At 72.3% G+C, this 19,095-nt stretch carries 13 protein-coding genes; 2 read left to right on the forward strand and 11 right to left on the reverse strand.

Annotated features, from left to right (window positions below):
- Positions 1–3: 3 nt before the first annotated feature.
- A complete protein-coding gene (locus tag ACIBCA_RS18945; RefSeq protein WP_396284044.1) occupies positions 4–2,988 on the forward strand; it encodes a glycoside hydrolase family 48 protein in 2,985 nt (994 codons plus the stop codon).
- Positions 2,989–3,052: 64 nt separating this feature from the next.
- Here ACIBCA_RS18945 and ACIBCA_RS18950 read toward each other — a convergent pair whose 3' ends face one another.
- The 11 genes from ACIBCA_RS18950 to ACIBCA_RS19000 form a co-directional block, all read right to left on the reverse strand.
- Positions 3,053–5,641: a glycoside hydrolase family 3 N-terminal domain-containing protein gene (locus ACIBCA_RS18950; RefSeq protein ID WP_396284045.1), complete on the reverse strand. Its 2,589-nt coding sequence runs from the start codon at positions 5,639–5,641 to the stop codon at positions 3,053–3,055.
- Positions 5,642–5,645: 4 nt separating this feature from the next.
- Positions 5,646–6,437, reverse strand: coding sequence for a PIG-L deacetylase family protein (locus ACIBCA_RS18955; protein WP_396284046.1), 792 nt, complete (start codon positions 6,435–6,437; stop codon positions 5,646–5,648).
- A complete protein-coding gene (locus ACIBCA_RS18960) occupies positions 6,434–7,411 on the reverse strand; it encodes a glycosyltransferase (protein WP_396284047.1) in 978 nt (325 codons plus the stop codon). Before ACIBCA_RS18960 ends, ACIBCA_RS18955 begins: the two co-directional genes overlap by 4 nt.
- Positions 7,408–8,679: a sugar efflux transporter gene (locus ACIBCA_RS18965; RefSeq protein ID WP_396284048.1), complete on the reverse strand. Its 1,272-nt coding sequence runs from the start codon at positions 8,677–8,679 to the stop codon at positions 7,408–7,410. Before ACIBCA_RS18965 ends, ACIBCA_RS18960 begins: the two co-directional genes overlap by 4 nt.
- Entirely contained in the window at positions 8,676–10,235 is a 1,560-nt protein-coding gene (locus ACIBCA_RS18970) for an NAD(P)-binding domain-containing protein (protein WP_396284049.1), read from the reverse strand. Before ACIBCA_RS18970 ends, ACIBCA_RS18965 begins: the two co-directional genes overlap by 4 nt.
- Before the next feature lie 58 nt (positions 10,236–10,293).
- Complete coding sequence (locus ACIBCA_RS18975; protein ID WP_396284050.1) at positions 10,294–11,436, reverse strand: radical SAM protein; 1,143 nt, start codon at positions 11,434–11,436, stop codon at positions 10,294–10,296.
- A 94-nt stretch (positions 11,437–11,530) separates the two neighbouring features.
- Positions 11,531–12,985 (reverse strand): GH1 family beta-glucosidase, encoded by a 1,455-nt coding sequence (locus ACIBCA_RS18980; protein ID WP_396284051.1) that lies wholly within the window; start codon positions 12,983–12,985, stop codon positions 11,531–11,533.
- 55 nt (positions 12,986–13,040) lie between these two features.
- Complete coding sequence (locus ACIBCA_RS18985) at positions 13,041–13,973, reverse strand: carbohydrate ABC transporter permease (RefSeq protein ID WP_396284052.1); 933 nt, start codon at positions 13,971–13,973, stop codon at positions 13,041–13,043.
- 17 nt (positions 13,974–13,990) lie between these two features.
- Positions 13,991–14,992 (reverse strand): carbohydrate ABC transporter permease, encoded by a 1,002-nt coding sequence (locus ACIBCA_RS18990; RefSeq protein WP_396284053.1) that lies wholly within the window; start codon positions 14,990–14,992, stop codon positions 13,991–13,993.
- 133 nt (positions 14,993–15,125) lie between these two features.
- Positions 15,126–16,484 (reverse strand): extracellular solute-binding protein, encoded by a 1,359-nt coding sequence (locus tag ACIBCA_RS18995; protein ID WP_396284054.1) that lies wholly within the window; start codon positions 16,482–16,484, stop codon positions 15,126–15,128.
- A 226-nt stretch (positions 16,485–16,710) separates the two neighbouring features.
- Positions 16,711–17,787: a LacI family DNA-binding transcriptional regulator gene (locus ACIBCA_RS19000; RefSeq protein WP_396284055.1), complete on the reverse strand. Its 1,077-nt coding sequence runs from the start codon at positions 17,785–17,787 to the stop codon at positions 16,711–16,713.
- Positions 17,788–18,037: 250 nt separating this feature from the next.
- Here ACIBCA_RS19000 and ACIBCA_RS19005 point away from each other — a divergent pair, with 250 nt between their 5' ends.
- Positions 18,038–19,012, forward strand: a complete 975-nt coding sequence (locus ACIBCA_RS19005; RefSeq protein ID WP_396284056.1) for a glycoside hydrolase family 6 protein — start codon at positions 18,038–18,040, stop codon at positions 19,010–19,012.
- Positions 19,013–19,095 lie beyond the last annotated feature (83 nt).

Here is a 19,095-nt window from a genome sequence, read left to right on the forward strand (position 1 = left end):
CGCATGCGACGCACCACCCTGCGTGCCAGGGGCGATCGGCTCACCCTCACCGCGACGGCCACCACGCTCGCCCTGCTGGGCGCAGCGGGCGGCGCCGTCACGGTGCCCGCCGCGGCGGCCGCCGCCGGGCTGTCCTGCGGCGTGGCCTACGCCGTCAACGACTGGGGCAGCGGCTTCACCGCCAACATCACCCTGACCGACTCCGGCACCACCCCGATCAACGGCTGGACCCTCGGCTACGCCTACGGCGGCAACCAGACCCTCCAGAACGGCTGGAACGGCACCTGGACCCAGTCCGGACGATCCGTCACCGTCACCAACCCCGCCTACGCCACCACCATCGACCCGGGCGCCTCCTACACCACCAGCGCCAACTTCTCCTACAGCGGCCCCAACGCGGCCCCCACCGCCTTCACCGTCAACGGCACGCCCTGCCGAGGCGCCGACAAGGCCCCGACCGTCGCGCTCACCTCCCCGGCCGCCGGGCAGACCTTCACCCCGGGCTCCACGGTGAAGCTCGCCGCCGACGCGGCCGACAGCGACGGCACCGTGGCGAAGGTCGAGTTCTACGCCTCGACCTCGGCCTCCGCCAACACCCTGATCGGCACCGCCACCACCGCGCCGTACACCGTCGACTGGGCGAACGCGGCGGCGGGCGACTACTCGATCACCGCCGTCGCCACCGACGACGCGGGCGCCACCACCACCTCCACCCCGGTCGCGATCAAGGTGGCCGGGCCGAGCATCCTGGTGACCCCGGCCTCGCTGGCCGTCCAGCAGGGGAGCACCGCCACCTTCACCGTCGCGCTCTCCCAGGCACCGACCGCCAACACCGCCGTCACGGTGGCCCGTTCGGCCGGCGACCCGGACCTGAGCGTGAAGTCCGGCGCCGCGCTCACCTTCACCCCCGGCAACTGGAACGTCCCGCAGACCGTCACCGTCGCGGCCGGCACCGACGCCGGGCAGGTCGGCGGCACCGCCACCTTCACCGCCTCGGCGGTCGGCTTCGGCTCCGGCGCCGTGACGGTCACCGAGGCGGCGAAGACCTCGGGCTACGACCAGTACTTCCTGGACCTCTACAGCAAGATCAAGAACCCCGCGAACGGGTACTTCAGCCCGCAGGGCATCCCGTACCACGCGGTGGAGACCCTGATCGTGGAGGCACCCGACTACGGCCACGAGACCACCTCGGAGACCTACAGCTACTGGCTGTGGCTGGAGGCCGACTACGGCCGCGTCACCGGCGACTGGACGGGCTTCAACAACGCCTGGACCAACCTGGAGACGTACCTGATCCCCAGCCACGCCCAGCAGCCCGGCCAGAGCACCTACAACCCGGCCAAGCCCGGCCAGTACGGCCCCGAGAAGGCCCAACCCGACCAGTACCCCGCCAAGTTGAACCCCAACGTGCCGGTCGGCACCGACCCGCTCTCCGCCGAGCTGAAGAGCGCCTACGGCACCCCGGACGTCTACGCCCCGGCCTGGCTGCTGGACGCCGACAACAAGTACGGCTTCGGGCAGTGCGAGGACGGCACCAGCAAGCCCAGCCTGATCAACACCTTCCAGCGCGGCCCGGAGGAGTCCGTCTGGGAGACGGTGCCGCAGCCCGACTGCGACGTGTTCAAGTACGGCAACAGCGGCTCCGGCTTCCTCAGCCTGTTCAACGACGGCGGCGGCAGCTTCAGCAAGCAGTACAAGTTCACCGACGCGCCCGACGCCGACGCCCGGCTGGTCCAGGCCGCCTACTGGGCGGGGCAGTTCGCCAAGTCCCAGGGCAAGAGCGCGGACATCACCGCGACCCTCGCCAAGGCGTCCAAGCTCGGCGACTACCTGCGCTACTCGCTCTACGACAAGTACTTCAAGCAGGCCGGCAACTGCCTCGGCTCCACCACCTGCCCCGGCGGCACCTCCAAGGCCAACGAGCAACTCGGCCTGATGACCTGGTACTTCGCCTGGGGAGGCGCGGCCGACGGCACCTGGTCCTGGCGGATCTCCGGCTCCGCCGCCCACCAGGGCTACCAGAACCCGATGGCCGCCTGGGCGCTCGCCAACGACCCGGGCCTCAAGCCGCTCTCGCCGAGCGCCACCGCCGACTGGGCGGGCAGCCTGGACAAGCAGCTCCAGTTCTTCCAGTGGCTCCAGTCCACCGAGGGCGGCATCTCCGGTGGCGCCACCAACAGTTGGGGTGGAAACTACGGAGACGACGCCGCGCCCCCGGCGGGTGACCCGACCTTCTACGGCCTGTACTACGACTGGCAGCCCGAGTACCACGACCCCGCCTCCAACCAGTGGTTCGGGTTCCAGACCTGGTCGATGGAGCGGTTCGCCGAGTACTACTACGCCAGCGGCGACACCCGGGCCAAGGCCATCCTCGACAAGTGGATCCCGTGGGCGATGTCCGTCTCCAAGGCCGACCCGGCCACCGGCACCCTGACCACCCCCGACAAGCTCACCTGGACCGGCGCGCCCGACACCTGGAACGTGACCAGCCCCGGAGGCAACCCGGGCCTGCACGTCACCGCGAGCGGCGCCGCCACGGACGTCGGCGTGGCCGGCTCGCTCGCCAAGACCCTCTCCTACTACGCGGCCAAGTCCGGCAGCAGCGGCGCCCAGAAGTTCGCGCAGAACATCCTGGACATCCTGCACACCAAGTACACCGACACCCTCGGGTACTCGGCCGCCGAGACCCGCACCGACTACAGCCGCTTCACCCAGCCGTACTCGCCGACCACCCACCAGGGCCTGTACGTCCCGCCGGGCTGGAGCGGCACCTACCCGGACGGTACGAAGATCAGCTCGGCCAGCAACACCTTCCTGTCGATCCGCCCCTGGTACACCAAGGACCCGCAGTGGTCCAAGGTGCAGACCTACCTCGACGGAGGCGCCGCGCCGAGCTTCACCTACCACCGGTTCTGGGCCGAGGCGGACATCGCCACCGCCTTCGACACCTTCGCCCAGCTGTTCCCGACGGTGAACCCGGGCAGCTGACCACCGCACGGCCCGGCCCCGGCCCCGCGTACGGACGCGGGGCCGGGGCCGGGGTGGTGCCAGGCTACGGAAGGCACCAGGAGACGTCGGCGAGCTCCAGCTCCGCGGTGCCGTCCGTGTAGAGCATGAACGGCACGTCCACGTTGCGCAGGTCCGTACCGGCCGCGGCCAGTTCGGCGAGCGGAACGGAGACGGTGGTCCAGTCCGTCGGCCCGGCCTCGCGCAGCCGGGCCGTCAGGTCGACCCCGGGCTGGGCCGGGTAGTCGTCGTGGCAGGCCAGCAGCAGCGGGGCGGAGGGCTGCCGCAGCACCCGTACGGCGAACCGCACCTGCGCCCCGGCCTCCAGGTACCCGCGCAGATCGGCCGGGCGCCCGAACGGGGACTCGGCGTACACGAAGGCCGGGTTGCCCTTGAAGAGCAGCCGCAGAGCCGTCCCCTCCGGTGTGGGGAACGGTGTCGCCCGGACGATCAGGCAGTCCATCGGCTTCTCCAGGCTCACGTCCTCCCGGGACCAGGTGTTGTGCCCGCCCACCCGCAGCCGGTAGGCGCTCCCCAGCGCGTCCAGCACGCGCAGCGGGCCGCCCACCCGCGGGGCCGGTGGCGCGGCGGCGGGGACGTCCAGCGGCAGCGGCCCGCCGGCCGGCGCCGGGTCGTGCAGGGACAGGCCGTGGCCCACCGGGAACAGCGGGGTGTGGCGGCCCTCCGGCGCCGTCTCCTCGGCCGGCACCCGGTAGTCCGGCAGGTGCGCCGGGAGGCCGTTGACGGCGCTGGCGTCGCGCGTCCTCGGCCAGGAGGAGGGCAGCCGCCCCTGGAAGTCCTGGGCGGGCGCCCCCTCCTGCGGCGCGAACAGCACGTCCGTCACGCCCTGGGCGTACGGGCCGGGGAGCCAGGCGACCACGAAGGCGTCGGAGAGGTTGATCTCCTCGGTGCAGTACAGCGGGCGGCCGGTGAACAGGACGGTGAGCGTGCGCACCCCCGCCGCGCGCAGCCGGCACAGCAGCGCCAGGTCCCGGGCGTAGCTCCGCTTGAGGTCGGCGTAGCCCATCGAGCGCCAGGGCCTGACGGTGCCGCGCATCTCGGCGTAGGCGTCCTCGCCGATGCAGACGATCGCCAGGTCGTACTCCCCGGGCGAGGCGAGCGAAGGATCCGGGTCGACCGTGCAGCGGGCGTCGCCGACGGCCTCGCGGACCGCGTCGGCCATGGTGGCGCCGCCGGGCAGGTCGTCGCGGTCCAGGTCGTCGCCCTGCCAGGTGAGGGTCCAGCCGCCGCACTGCTTGCCCAGGTCGTCGGCCGCGCTGCCGGTGACGAGCACCCGGGCCGTCCGGGGTACGGGCAGCAGCCCCGGGGTGTTCTTGAGCAGCACCAGGGACTTGCGGGCGGCCTCCCGGGAGAGCGCGCGGTGCGCCGGGGAGCCGATCACCGCCACGGCGTCCGGGCGGGTCAGCGACCGTTCGGACGGCCGGGGCAGCTCCCACAGGCCCGCGCGCAGCTTCACCCGCAGCACGCGGGAGACGGCGTCGTCGATCCGCTCCTGCGGGATGACACCGGCCCGGACCTGCGCCGCGGCCGTGCGGTGGACGCTCTGCCAGGCCTCCCGGCCGGCCACCATCAGCACGTCGAGGCCCGCGTTGATCGCGTACCCGGCGTCCCCGGCCGAGCAGCGCGCGACCTCGGAGTGCGCGTCCCAGTCGCTGATCACGATGCCGTCGAAGCCCAGGGCGTCCTTGAGCACGTCGGTGATCAGGTACCGGCTGCCGTGCACCTTGTGGTTGTACGGCTCGCCGCCGCCCGGCGAGTGGTCGTAGTTGGCCGGGTGCTCCCAGCTGCTGAAGGAGACCATCACGCTCTGCGCCCCGGCCTCGATGCCGCCCAGGAAGCCCTGGGCGTGGATGTCGCGCAGGACCTGTTCCGAGCAGAGCGCGGTGCCCCGGTCGCGTCCGTCCGCCGTGCCGCCGTCGGCGATCCAGTGCTTGAGCGTCGCCAGGATCCGCTGGTCGGTGCGCAGCGCGGCCGGGCCGCCCTGGAGCCCTTCGACCATGGCGCGCCCGTAGGCGTGGCCGAGCGCCGGGTCCTCGCCGTAGCCCTCGTAGTAGCGGCCCCAGCGGCGGTCGCGCGGGTTGGTGACGGTGGGGGCGAAGACCCAGTCCATGCCGGTGGCGGCGACCTCTCGGGCGGTGGCGGTGCCGATCCGGCGGATCAGCTCCGGGTCGCCGGCCGCGCCGAGGCCGATGTTGTGCGGGAAGACGGTGGCGCCGTGGACGTTGTTGTGGCCGTGGACGGCGTCGGTGGCCCACATGAACGGGATGCGGAACGGCCGGTCCTGCCAGGTCTGTTCGGCCGCGGTCCAGAAGTGTTCCACCAGCTCCACCCAGTCCCGGACGGTGGCGTGGCGGCGGCCGTGCGGCCAGATCCCGGCGCCGTTGAGGGCCGAGCCGATGCTGTACTCGCGGATGTCCTCGGCGGTGAGCTGGGCGAGTTCGGGCTGGATCATCTGCCCGATCTTCTCCTCCAGCGTCAACTGGGCGACGATCTCCGCGACCTGACGCTCGATCAGTGGATCCGGCGCTATCGCGGAGGTGAGCCGGGGCCAGGTGGGCAGTGGTGCGAGCGCGGGCAGCGGGATGCGCCCGCCGGGCGGCGGTGTCTGCGTCACCTGGTCACTCCCCTTCCGGCCGGGCGTCCGCCGGCTCGTTGATCCAGAACTCCTCGACCGGGGTGGTCAGCACGCGCTCCTGGAACGGCTCGGGCACGACGGGCCGGGTCTGGCCGGGGGCGAACAGCTCGACCTGGGTGCGGTGTTCGCGCATCGCGGCCCGCTTGCGCGGCAGGTGGTCGGTGATGTCGGCGGCGATGAGCCGTTCGGTGGTCCCGGCGCTCGCGGCGGGCGGGTTCCGGTTGACGAAGGCGAACTCCTGCTCCGTGCGCTCGTCCCAGACCACGTAGCGGTAGGCGGTCGGTGTGAGGCCGAGTTCCGCCAGGCACTCGACCACGGTCTCGCCGGTCAGCCGGTGGTCGGCGTTGAGTTCGCGCACCTCGTGGGGGAGGTAGACCTCGGCCGCGTCCGGGTACTGCTGGAGCACCTTGAGGACCTCGGTGCGGAACTCCTCCAGGTGGTCGGCGAGCCGGGTGTCGGGGAAGTCCAGGAACCGAACGGCGCCCTCGGGCAGCCCCATGGCCCGGGCGGCGGCCAGCGCCTCACCCCGGCGGATCGTGCGGAGTTCGGCCGGGGTGGGGTCGGTGTGGATGCCGAGCACCGCGGAGTGCGACATGGCGCCGTCGGTGGCGAAGACCACGCGCACCCGGGCGCCCTCGGCGACCAGCCGGGCGATGGTGCCGCCGCAGGCGATCACCTCGTCGTCGGGGTGGGGCGCGAAGACCAGGACGGTGCCCTGGGAGCGCATGGCGCGCAGGTGCCATTCGGTCCAGGTGCCGAGGAGCGGGGGAGTCACCGGGCGCTCCTCTCGGCGACGGGGAGGCCGGAGGCCGGGTACGGCGTGACCGGCAGGTCGACCGGGCGGGTGACCGTGCCGAAGAGCTCGGTCACGGGCCCGTCCGCGAGGCCCCGGGAGCGCAGGATGTCCTCGATCTCCTCGAAGTGGTGGTCGGGGACCAGCCGGGCGACGGGGGTGTCGAACTTCTCGGCGAAGTAACGGTAGTTGGCCGCGGCCGAGGCCATGTTGTCCTCGTAGACCTTGGGGTGGGGCACGTGCAGCGAGGCCGCGTCGCGGCGCAGCACGAACCGGGCGCCGGCCCGGTGCAGCCGGTAGCCGAGGTCGACGTCCTCGGCTCCCCAGGAGCGGTACGCCTCGTCGAACCCGCCGACCTCGCGCAGCTGGGCGGTGTTCGCGGACACGTGGCACGTCCACCACATGAGCCAGGGGGCGGTGAGCGCGCCGAGGTCCTCGCCGTACCGCTCGTAGTAGCTCTCGCGCAGGTCCGGCCAGCGGTGCTGGTCGGTGAACCGGCCGAGGGAGGCGTCCGGGTCGGTGAAGTCGATCTCCCGGGTGATCTGTTCGCCGTCCTCGTTGCCCTCGTTGAAGCAGCGGACGTAGCCGAGGACGGCGACCGGGTCTTCGCTGCTGCGGTGCGCGGAGAGGTGCGCGGCGAGCGCACCGGAGTGCAGCAGGACGCCGGAGTCCACGAAGACGGAGATCGCGGCACGGGCGTGGGCGATGCCCACGTTGCGGGCCTGCGCCACCCGGTAGCCCCGGTCCTCCTGGAAGAAGTACCGCAGGTCGAGGCGGTCGCCGTAACCGGTCACCACCTCGGCCGTGCCGTCGGTGGAGCCGTCGTCGACGACGATCACCTCGAACTCCTCGCCCGGGGCGAGGCGTTGGCGCGTCAGCGAGTCGAGGGTGTGCCGGAGCAGGCCGGACCGGTCGTAGGTGGGCACGATCACCGTGCAGACGGGCGGCGCGGTCATGGGGCGGTCCCTTCGGAGGTGGGTTCGGGGGTACCCGCGCGTTCGGAGGCGAGGACCAGCAGCCCGGCGAGGGCGGTGAGGCCGGCGCAGACCCAGAAGACCTGCCCGTAGCCCGTCCAGGTCGCGACCGTGCCGACGACCAGGCCGCCGAGGAACATGCCGGTCTTGAACGCGCTGGAGTAGAGCGAGGAGGCGGTGCCGGGGCGCCCGGGCAGGGAGTCCTGCAGCATGATGACCGGGATGTTCATCACGACTGCCGTCCAGAACGCGTTGGGCAGTTGGAGGAGCAGCAGCAGGGCCTGGCTGTGGACCAGCGTCAGGGCGGCGAAGAAGAGCGTGGCGCAGACGGCGGCCATCAGCAGCAGCCGGGCCTTGCCGATCCGTTCGGCCCAGGCGCCGGCCATGATGATCAGCGGGATCTCCAGGACGGCGCTCAGCCCGAGCAGCAGGCCGGTGAAGGAACTGCTCAGGTGGAGCTCGGCGGTGACCCGCAGGGAGAGGTTGATCTGGTACATCGCGTTGGCGCCCAGCAGCAGCACGATCGAGGCCAGCAGCAGCGCGGTGCGGGGGCCGAGCCCGGCGAGGAGCCCGCGCAGTCCGGGGGAGGCCTCGGCGTCCCGGTCGGCCGGCGCCGGAGGCGGCAGCGCGGGCAGGCCCCAGCGGCTGATCACCCCGGCGAGCAGGGACAGCGCGGCCGCGGCCGCGTACAGCACCGTGAACGACCAGCGGGCGACCATCCAGAAGGCGACCGGCGGGCCGATCACCCAGGCCAGGGAGGTGACGGAGCGCTGGAGGCCGTTGAAGAACGACGCGTCCACCTGCCGCTGCTCGGCCAACTCCCTGGTGTAGGCGAAGAGCTGGCCGAAGCAGGCGCCGCCCAGGCCGAAGAACACCAGGCCGGCGGGCAGCAGCAGGTAGTAGTCGCGCAGGACGGAGTAGCAGAGCGCCCCGGCCGTGTTGAACAGCGCCGTCAGCACCAGCAGCATCCGGCGGTCGCGCAACCGGTCGGAGACGACGCCCATGGCCAGGTCGGTGCCGATCTCCCCGACCGACCGGACGGCGAAGAACAGGCCGATCATCAGCGGGGTCGCGCCGATGACGTCCTTGAGGAACAGGCTGGTGGTCGGCACGGCGAACGCGCCCGCCAGCCCGACCACGCCGTTGGCGGCGATCAGGTTCAGGACGGACCGGTCGGCGAGCAGCTGCCACCGCCCGGGGGTGCGGACCGGGGCGAGAGGAGCGGCGCTCTCGACGGGTTCCCCGGTCACGCCCTCGCCCCCTCGACGAGCCCGTGCTCGCGCTGCCGGTAGGGCAGCCAGGGGGCCAGCTCACGGCCTGCCGGGACGCGGGCGGCCCCGGCCAGGTCCTCCGGGCCGATCACCGCCTCGGCGAGCAGGCGCTCGCGGGTGTGCGGCGGCAGGGCCGCCAGGATGCGGTGCCGTACGCCGGCCAGGTCCAGCCGGTCGTCGAGCACGGCCGGGATCGGTGTGGCCCGGCCGGGCCCGAGGTTCCCGGGGGCGACCTGGCTGGAGACCACCGTCCAGTAGGCGGCGAAGTCGACGGCCGGGTCCGGCACGCTGCCGCTGAGCAGGCCCAGCCGGACGGTCTCCAGCCAGCAGTCCAGGTAGCGGCGATCGTGCAGCGCCCCCATGTGGCGCTCGCACCAGTCGGCGCGTTCGGCGGCCCCGGGAAGCGTCGCCTTCCCGGTCGCGACGGCGACCACCCAGCCGGCCACGGCCTCGAAGTACGGGCAGGCGGTGCCGAACGCCTCGGTGTCCACCGGGGTGTTGACCACGGCCAGGCTCGGGTCGTGGCGCCAGAAGTGGTGCTCGTACAGGTCCTCGCGCCGCAGCCCCTCGAGGAAGCCGTAGTCGGGCATCTCGTAGCCGAGGCACAGCACCACGGCGTCGTACGTACGGCGGGAGCCGTCCGCGAACTCCACCGAGCCGTCCTCGGCGAACCGCGAGAAGGCCGGCACCGGGTGCACGTCCCCGGCGTGGACCCGGGCGACGATCCGGTCGTTGACGTGGACGGCGCCGTGGAAGCCCGCCTCGGGCAGCAGGCCCGTGGAGCGGTACATCGCCATGTACTCGGGGAGCAGTTCGGCGAGCCAGTCGAGGTAGACCGGGTACGGCACGTCCTCGACGGCGACGCGGCCCGCGTACGAGAACAGCGCGTCGTTGTAGGCGCCGCCGGTCAGGCGCGGCAGGAAGAGCTGGCGGCGGCGCACCGACCAGTCCACGCGCACAGCGGCGGGGCCGAGGTCGGCGGCGATGTCCGCGCCGCTCACCCCGCCGCCGACCACCAGCACCCGCTGGCCGGCGAACGCGGCCGGCCCGAGGTACTCGGGCGAGGTCAGGACCCGTACGGGCGCCTCCGGCGGCGGCAGCTGCGCGGGCCGCCGGGGCTGCCACAGCTCCCCGTTGGCGACCAGGACGGCGTCGGCCGCCTCGGTCTCCTCCCGGCCGTCCGTCGTCCGCGTGGTCACCTGCCAGGAGCCGCCCGCCTTGGCGACCCGGACGACCTCGCTGCCGAAGGTCACGGCGTCCAGGAGGCCGAACCGGGTGGCGTAGGAGCGCAGGTACTCCTGCACCTCCTGCTGGGTGGGGAAGGCGGCGGCGAAGCCGGGCGGGTGGTCGCTGAACGGCATGCTCATCCGGGAGCTCTGCATCCGCACGCCCGGGTAGGCGCCGCCGGCGGCCGGGTTCCAGATGCCGCCGAGGTCCGCGCGCTTCTCGTGGCAGCGGACGTCGAGGCCGGCGGCGCGGGCCTGTCGTACGCAGGTGAGCCCCGCGGGGCCGGCTCCGATCACGACTGCTCGCATGGAGTCTCCAGTCTCGTGGGCGGGAAGGTGGACTGACGGTCCGTCAGGCGAAGCTCCGTCAGATGAAGGGGTCGAAGTCGTCGCACGGCTCCGCCCCCGGTCCGGTCGCCAGGGTGGCGATCTCCACGTTGGAGGGGTGCCGGGCGCAGACGAACCGGCAGTCCTCGCTCGGGTCGATGACGGCGGTGTCGGCCGCCGCCCACATCTCGGCGAAGGTCGCCGACTGGATGTCGCCGATCCGGCCCTTGGGGTTGCCCCGGTGGTACGGGCAGACGTAGACGCCGGTCGGGGTGACGGTGGTGCGCAGCTCGGCGACGGCGCAGCGGTGGTAGTCCTTCTCCTGGACGGTGTCCGATCTGTGGCGCACGGCCTGCCAGTTGGAGGAGTGCAGGACGCGGAAGCCTTCGTCCTCCAGGGCGCGCAGCTCGGCGATCTGCGCCTCGACGCCGGCGATGTCCTCGGGGCGCTGGTTGACGGTGTAGTGGTCCTCGTCGAGCATGGCCTTGACCTCGAAGTAGTCGCAGCCGATCTCCTTGGCGAGCACGCCGGCCCGGTACACCTCGGCGTAGTTGGAGTCCGTGACCCGGCCCTGCTCGTCGAAGCGCTGCATGAGCAGGAACGAGTAGCCGAGCCGGCCGGACTTCCGGTCGGCCAGCATCCGCATGTTCTCGATGACCTGGGGGAACACGCTGCGCTTGCCCCGGCTGGGGCGGAACTTCGCGTAGGTCTCGGAGGTGCCGGCGTCGATCGAGACCCGCACCCAGGAGAGCATCCCGGCGAGCTGGTCGAGGTGGCGGTGGATCTGGGTGCCGTTGGTGACCAGGCCGATCTTGATGCCCGCCTCGTGCAGGACCTCGATGATCCGGCCCGCGGAGCGGTGCATCAGCGGCTCGCCGCCGCCGATCAGGATCACGGCGAGGACCTTGGAGTCGGCGAGTTCGTGGGCGAGGCGCAGGATGCGGTCCTGGCCGATCTGCCCGTGGTGCAGGACCTGGGTGGAGATGCACTCCGGGCAGGCCAGGTCGCAGACGGTGGTGGGGTCGAGGTCGACGACGAGGGGGGAGGACAGGCGCCCCCCTCGGGCGACGTCGAGGACGGCGGGAAGGACCGAACGCTGGTGCAGCTTGCCGACGAGGTCGAGGTTGCGCTCGACGAACTGGGTGCCGACGGTGTCGCCCAGTTGAGTACGTGGCTCGTCCATGCGGAACTCCATCTCTTGTTCGGAAACCGGATGTGGGAGCGCTCCCAACCCGAGGCGGGCGCGGCCCACCGGGGGATGGGAGCGCTGGGCCTGGCTAGGCCAGTCCGCCGCGGCGGATCACCTCGGAGTACCAGTGGGCGCTGCTCTTGGGCGTGCGCACCAGGGTGTCGTAGTCGACGCGGACGATGCCGAAGCGCTTGTCGTACCCGTAGGCCCACTCGAAGTTGTCGAGCAGGGACCAGAGGTAGTAGCCGCGCACGTCCGCGCCGCCGTCGATCGCGTCCGCGACGGCGTCGAGGTGACGGCGCAGGTAGTCGGTCCGCTCGGGGTCGTGGACGCTGCCGTCGGCGGCCACGGTGTCCGGGAACGCCGCGCCGTTCTCACTGACGATCAGCGGCAGGCCGAACTCGCGGTGCATGGAGAGCAGCGCGTCGGACAGCCCGGTGGGGTCGATCGGCCAGCCCATGGCGGTGACGTCGTCGTTGGCGCGGTGGAAGGCGACGGAGTCGGCGCCCGGCCAGGGCGAGAACGTGCTGGAGCCGTGCCCGTCCTCGCGCGGACGGCCTCCGGCGTCCGCCGGGGCGGCGGAGACGACGGTCGGGTTGTAGTAGTTCAGGCCGAGCAGGTCGATCGGGCGGGAGATCTCGGCGAGGTCGCCGTCGTGGACCAGGGAGTCCCAGTCGACCAGGTGGGCGGTGTCCTTCAGGAGGTCCTCGTCGTACCGGCCCCTGAGAATCGGGCCGGTCCAGACCCGGTTGCCCACGGCGTCGATCCGGCGGGCGGCCTCCAGGTCCTCCGGGCCGTCGGTGAGCGGGCGCACGACGTGGAGGTTGAGCGAGACGGACACCTTCGCGGAGGCGGGCAGGGCGGCGCGCAGGGCGCCGACGGCCAGGCCGTGGCCGAGGTTGAGGTGGTGGGCGGCGCGCAGCGCGTCCCCGGGGTCGGTGCGGCCGGGGGCGTGGACGCCGGAGCCGTAGCCGAGGAAGGCGCTGCACCAGGGCTCGTTGAGGGTGATCCAGGTGGACACCCGGTCGCCGAGGGCCTCGGCGGCGAGCGCCGTGTAGTCGGCGAAGCGGTACGCGGTGTCCCGGGCCGGCCAGCCGCCGCCCGCGGCCCCGGCGCCGATCGCCGGGGTCTCCAACTCCTGGGGGAGGTCCCAGTGGTAGAGGGTGGCGACCGGGGTGATGCCGTGGGCGAGGAGTTCGTCGGTCAGCGCCCGGTAGAAGTCCAGGCCGCGCTCGGAGGCCGGGCCGCGGCCGTTGGGCTGGATGCGGGGCCAGGCGAGGGAGAACCGGTAGGAGGTCAGGCCGAGGTCGGCCATCATCCGGACGTCCTCGCGGAACCGGTGGTAGTGGTCCACCGCGGTGTCGCCGGTGTCGCCGCCGTCGATCGTGCCGGGGGTGTGGCTGAAGGTGTCCCAGATGGACGGGGTGCGGCCGTCCTCCGCGACGGCCCCCTCGATCTGGTAGGCGGCGGTGGCCGTGCCCCAGGCGAAGCCCGGAGGGAACGCGCGTCGGGCGGAACTGGTGTCCGGTGGGACCACGGTCATGGGGGAGTGCTCCAATGCGAGGTGGTGACGGGTCGGGTGCCGGCCTGGTGGCCGCTCACCCCTTGAGGGCGCCCTGGGTGATGCCGCCGACGATCTGCCGGCCGAAGACCGCGAAGACCAGCAGCAGCGGCGCCGTGCCGACCAGCGCGCCGGCGGTGATGACGGACCAGTCGGTGGACCAGCCGGTGCCGAGCCCCGCCAGGGCGACCTGGACGGTGGGATTGGTGGCGCCGTTCGTCGCGATGATCGGCCACAGGAAGTCGTTCCAGGACTGGACGAAGACGAGCATCCCCAGCACGGCCATGGCGGGCCGGGCGACCGGCAGGACGACGTGCCAGACGACGCGCAGCGAGTTCGCGCCGTCGACCCGGGCCGCCTCCAGCAGTTCGGTCGGCAGGGCCTGGGTGAGGTACTGGCGCATGAAGAAGACGCCGAAGGCCGTGACCAGCGAGGGCAGGATGAGCGCGCCGAGGTTGTTGCCGAGCCCCAGGTGCCGCATCAGGATGAACAGCGGCACGACGCTGACCTGGGCGGGCACGGCCATGGTCGCGACGACGAGCGCGAACAGCGCGCCCCGGCCGCGGAAGCGCAACTTGGCGAACGCGAAGCCGGCCAGTACGGAGAACGCCACCGTGGTGAGGGCGACGGTGCCGGCGACCAGGGTCGAGTTGAGCAGCGCGACGCCCATGCCCTGCGCCCCGGCGTTGTCCCACACGTAGCCGATGTTGTGGAACAGGTTCGAACCCGGCACCAGCGGCGGGGGCGTGGAGACCACCCGGTGGCTGTCGGTCGAGGCCGCCACGAGCGTCCAGTACAGCGGGAACAGCGAGGCGAGGGCGGCCAGGATCAGCGTCGCCAGGGCGAACGGCCCGGCCCGGTGCTGGCCGCCCGCGCCCGGGGTGCGCAGCCGGCTGCGGCGCGTGGTGCCGCGCTGTGCGGTGGCGGGGATGGTGGCGGTGGCCGGGTCGGTGGCGGGAACGGTGGTCATGGAGCGGTCCTTCCCGGTCACTTGGCGGCGCGCAGACGGCGGGCGATCAGCGTGTTGGCCAGGCCGACCAGCACGAGCAGGACGAACATCAGCCAGGCGATGGCGGAGGCGCGTCCGAGCAGGCTGTAGTGGAAGCCCTGGTCGTACATGAGGATGCCGAGGGTCTCGTACTGGTGGTTCGTACCCCCTTGGTGGCCGCTCTGACCGCCGAACAGGTAAGGCTCGCCGAAGAGTTGGGTCGATCCGATGAACGAGACGACGACGGTGAACAGGATCGTCGGGCGCAGCTCGGGCACGGTGACGTGGAGGAACTGCCGCCAGCGGCTGGCCCCGTCGATCGCGGCGGCCTCGTACAGCTCCCGGGGGACGGCCTGCATCGCGGCAAGGTAGATCAGCGCGTTGTAGCCGGTCCACCGCCAGATCACGATCACGGAGACGGCGATCTGGGAGCTCAGGTCGCCGGACTCCCAGCGGATCGGCCCGATGTCCACCAGGCCGAGCGCCCAGTTGGCCATGCCGCCCTCGGGGCTGAAGATCAGCGCGAAGACGAGCGTGGCGGCGGCCACCGAGGTCGCGTACGGCGCCAGCAGCGCCGTCCGGAAGAAACCGCGGGCCGGGAGGCGGTAGTTGAGCAGGTGGGCGAGGCCGATCGCGATCAGCAGCTGCGGGACGGTGGAGAGCAGGCCGAGGGTGACCGTGTTCTGCAGGGCGTTCCAGAAGTGCTCGCTGACCGGCCCGAACAGCAGGTCGCTGTAGTTCTGGAAGCCGACCCAGTCGGTCTGGTCGATGTTGTAGAGGCTGACCTGGTGCAGGGACAGGTAGCCGGTGTAGACCAGCGGGAAGAGCCCGAAGACCGCGAACACCAGGAAGAAGGGCGCGACGAACAGGTAGGGAGAGCCCTTGTGGTCCCAGCGGTGCAGCCGTCCGCGCAGGCCCGTCGGCCGGGTTCGGCGCTCCGGTGGGCCCGAGGCGGGTGGGTCGGCCGGGTCTCTTCGGGGCGTGCGGGTCGAGGTGGCCACAGGTTCCTCCGTGCCGGGTCGACGGCCGGCTGGGGTCGTCGGGTCGTTCTGGAAAGGTCATCGGTCGGTGGCGGGCGGTGGCCGTACGGGCCGTGCGCAGGGGGTGACGCGGTCCGTACGGCCGGCCCGGGGACTACTGGACGGAGCTCTTGAGCTGCTTGACGGTGGCGGCCCAGGCCTCCTCGGGGCTCTGGTGGTTCTGCTCCATCAGCTGCACGCCGTTGCCGAAGGCGCCGTGGAAGTCACCGTGGTGCGGCCCGGTCTCGGCGGGCTGGATGGCCTTGGCGGCGGTGGAGAAGATCTGCCCGGTGGGGGCGTTCGGGCCGATGTAGGGGTTCTTGAAGTCCGTGACGCCCGGGAGCGAGTACGCCTTCTGGTTGGCGGGGATGTTCCCGACCTTCTGGAAGACCTTGGCCTGCTGTTCGGGCGCGGTGAGCCACACGGCGAGCTCCTGGGCCTGGGTCACGTGCTTGCCGGTGGCCGGCACCGTCAGGAACGAGCCGCCCCAGTTCCCGGCGGCGGGGGCCTGGGCGATGTTCCACTTCCCGGCGTTGGCCGTGCCGGAGTACTTCTCGATGTTGGCCTGCTGCCAGGACGGGCAGACGGTGGTGGCGAACGTGGAGTTGGAGAACGCCGTCTGCCAGGTGGTGTCGAACTCCTTGAGCCCCTGGGTGATGTTGGCCGCGACCGCGTCGGAGGCCAGCTTCCAGCCGTTCTTCACCCCGGCGGAGCCCTCGTAGTCGGCCTTGCCGTTCTTGTAGTACTGCTCGGCGTCGGAGGAGACCGCGCCGTTGTACAGGCCGGTGGCGGTGTCCATGAAGAAGGTGCCCTTGGGGGCCTTGGCCTGGTACTGGCGGCCCACCTCGACGTACTTCGCCCAGTCGCCCGCCCACAGGGCGCTGACCGCGGCGGGGTCGGAGGGCAGGCCCGCCGCCTGGAAGAGGTCCTGGCGGTAGCAGATCGCCATCGGGCCGACGTCCGTGCCGAGGCCGACGGTCTTGCCCTGCGCGTTGGTCGCCTGCTTCCACTTCCACGGCAGGTAGGCCTCCTTGTCGACGCCCGGGGCGTGGGAGAGGTCGGTGAAGGCGGAGCTGAGCTGGTCGGAGGAGGCCAGCGCGATGCGGCTCACCTCGAGGGCCTGGATGTCGTCGAGCCCGCCGCCGGAGAGCCTGGTCTGGAGCGCGGTCCAGTAGTCACCCTCCACCGTGGTGGAGTTCTCCTTGATGGTGATGTTCGGGTGCGCCTTCATGTACTCGTCGAAGAGCCCGGCCTCCTTGTAACCGAAGGTGCCGAAGTCGCCCACGGTGAGCGTGACCTTCGCGTTCGGGTCGTCCGAGCCGGAGCTGCCGGAGGAGCATCCGGTGGCCAGGGCCGCGGTGAGGGCGGCGGCGGACAGGAGGGCGGAGGCTCTGAGGGTACGGCTGCGCAGGTACATGAGGTTCTCCAGGACCAGGTAGCGGGAGGCGCGGGGGTGGGGCCGCGCTCGGGACACCGGGAGTGGGGCCGCGAGCGGTCGTGAGGGGGAGGGGGGCCGGGCTGTGGACCCGGTCCGGCCGCTCCGGGAGCGCCGGGCGGAGCATGGGAGCGCTCCCATGCAGGAACCCTGCTCTCTCGGTGAAGGACTGTCAAGAGGTGTGACACCAGGGGAGATCCGGGCCGCTCGCCGGGTTTCGGGCGCGCCGGATCACGGCCCTGGCAGGGCCAGGTCCAGGGTGGTGTCAGCCGGCGGTTCCGGGCGAGAGTGATGGCGAGGGCGACGGCGAGGTCGAGGTCGAGGGCGACGGCGCGGACTCGCGGACGGTCAGGCGGGTGGGGAGGACGAGGGGGCTCGGGTCCTGGCCGTCGATGGCGGCCGCGAGCATCCGGGCCATCTCCAGGCCCAGGGCGCGTACGGGCTGGTGCACGGTCGTCAGCGGCGGGTCGGCGTACAGGGCGCCGGCGAGGTCGTCGAAGCCGACGACCGCGACGTCCTCGGGCACCCGCCGGCCGTGGCGGCGCAGGGCGCGCAGCGCGCCCAGCGCCATGCCGTCGTTGGCGGTGAACACCCCGTCGATGTCCGGACGCTCCGTCAGCAGCCGTTCCATCGCGGCCTCCCCGCTGTCCTGGGTGAAGTCGCCGGCCGCCACGCCGGCGGCGCAGCGGCCCGCCAGGACCAGCGCCTCGTGGAAGCCCCGTTCGCGGGCGACGGCCGCCTCCAGATCGGGCTGTCCGGTGATCATCGCGATGTTCCGGCGGCCGCCGCGCAGCAGGTGCTCGGCGGCCAGGCGGGCACCGCCCCGGTTGTCCGGGTCCACGTACCACCGGGGTGTGCCGCCCGTCAGCGGCAGGCCGCCGAAGACCACGGGCAGCTCCGTCTCCTCGGCCAGCCGGCCCAGGGGGTCGTCGCCGCGCAGCGCCATCAGCATCACGCCGTCCGCCCGCTGGGAGCCCAGGATGCGCCGCAGGCGCTCCTTGCCCCGGGGCGTGTTGGCCAGCAGCAGGATCAGTTCCAGGTCCGTCCGGTCGAGGTAGGAGCTCACGCCCACCGTCACCTCGGCGAAGAACGGGTCGGCGAACAGGCCGGGTTCGTCGCTGGACACCGCCAGCACCACCGCCCCCGCGCGCCGGGTCGCCAGCGCCCGGGCGGTCGGGTTCGGCACGTAGCCGAGCTCGCGGACCGCCCGCTCCACCGCCGCGCGCTTGGCGGCGCTCACGTGCGGCACGTTGTTGATGACCCTGGACGCCGCCGTGCGCGAGACGCCGGCCCGGGCGGCGACCTCGTCCAGCGTCGGCTGGCGTCGTGGAGACGTCTCCATCGCGATCGTCGTCCTCCTGTGACCGGTGGTGTCGGGGTGATCAACCGTACTCGCCCCGCGCCAGGACTGGAAGCGCTTCCAGTCTTCGGAACGGCGAGGGCGGCGGCCGAATTCCAGTATCAGAGACGGGATGAGGCACTTATGACAGGTCTCTTGACACCTGGTTCGCCCTGCCCCAATCATCTGGGACCGGAAGCGCTTCCATCCTCGCTGCCATCCTCCCCTCCCACCCCCCACCCGTGGAGGAACCATGAGCCGCTCGCTCCGCAGGCGTTCCCTGCTCCTGGCCCCGGTGCTGTGCACCGCCCTGCTCACGCTCCACCCCGTGGCCGCCCACGCCGCCGACCCCACCGGCATGACCAGCGGTTTCTACGCCGACCCCGACTCCTCCGCGCAGCGGTGGGTCAACGCCAACCCCGGGGACGGCCGTGCTCCCGCCATCCGCTCGTCGATCGCCGACGTGCCCATGGCGCGCTGGTTCGGCAACTGGAGCGGCACCATCGGGACGGCGACCGGCGCCTACGTCGGCGCGGCCGCCGCGAGCGACAAGCTGCCGATCCTGGTGGCGTACAACATCCCCAACCGCGACATCTGCGCGGGCCAGTCCGGCGGCGGGGCGGGCAGCGCCGCCGACTACCGGAGCTGGATCGCCGCCTTCGCGAGCGGCATCGGCAGCCGGCCCGCGGTGGTGATCCTCGAACCCGACTCGCTCGGCGACGAGAGCTGCATGAGCCAGGCCCAGATCGCCGAGCGCGACGGCCTGCTGAGCAACGCCATCGCGCAGTTCAACGCCAAGGCCCCCAACACCTGGGTCTACCTCGACGCCGGAAACCCCGCCTGGTTGAGCGCCGACACCATGGCCCGGCACCTGGCCGCCGCCGGGGTCAGCGGAGCCCGCGGGTTCTCGCTCAACGTGTCGAACTACCTCCCCACCGGGGACAACGTCTCCTACGGCAACGCCGTCAACGCGTCCCTGGCGTCCATGAAGGGCTTCACCAAGCCCTTCGTCGTCGACACCAGCCGCAACGGCAACGGCTCCAACGGCCAGTGGTGCAACGCGGCCGGCCGCCGGATCGGCTCGCCCTCGCAGAGGGGCGGCGGCGCCGAGATGCTGCTGTGGATCAAGGCGCCCGGCGAGTCCGACGGCAACTGCGGCGTCGGCGGCGGCTCGTCCGCCGGGCAGTTCCTGCCCGAGGTCGCCTACAAGATGATCTACGGCTACTGACCTCGACCGGGGCCGAGGCCGGCTCCGGCCCCCACGCGGGACCGGCCTCACCCCCGCACGTTCCCTCCTCCGAACTCCGACTC

The sequence above is a fragment of the Kitasatospora sp. NPDC051170 genome (assembly GCF_044455705.1).
Classification (GTDB): domain Bacteria; phylum Actinomycetota; class Actinomycetes; order Streptomycetales; family Streptomycetaceae; genus Kitasatospora.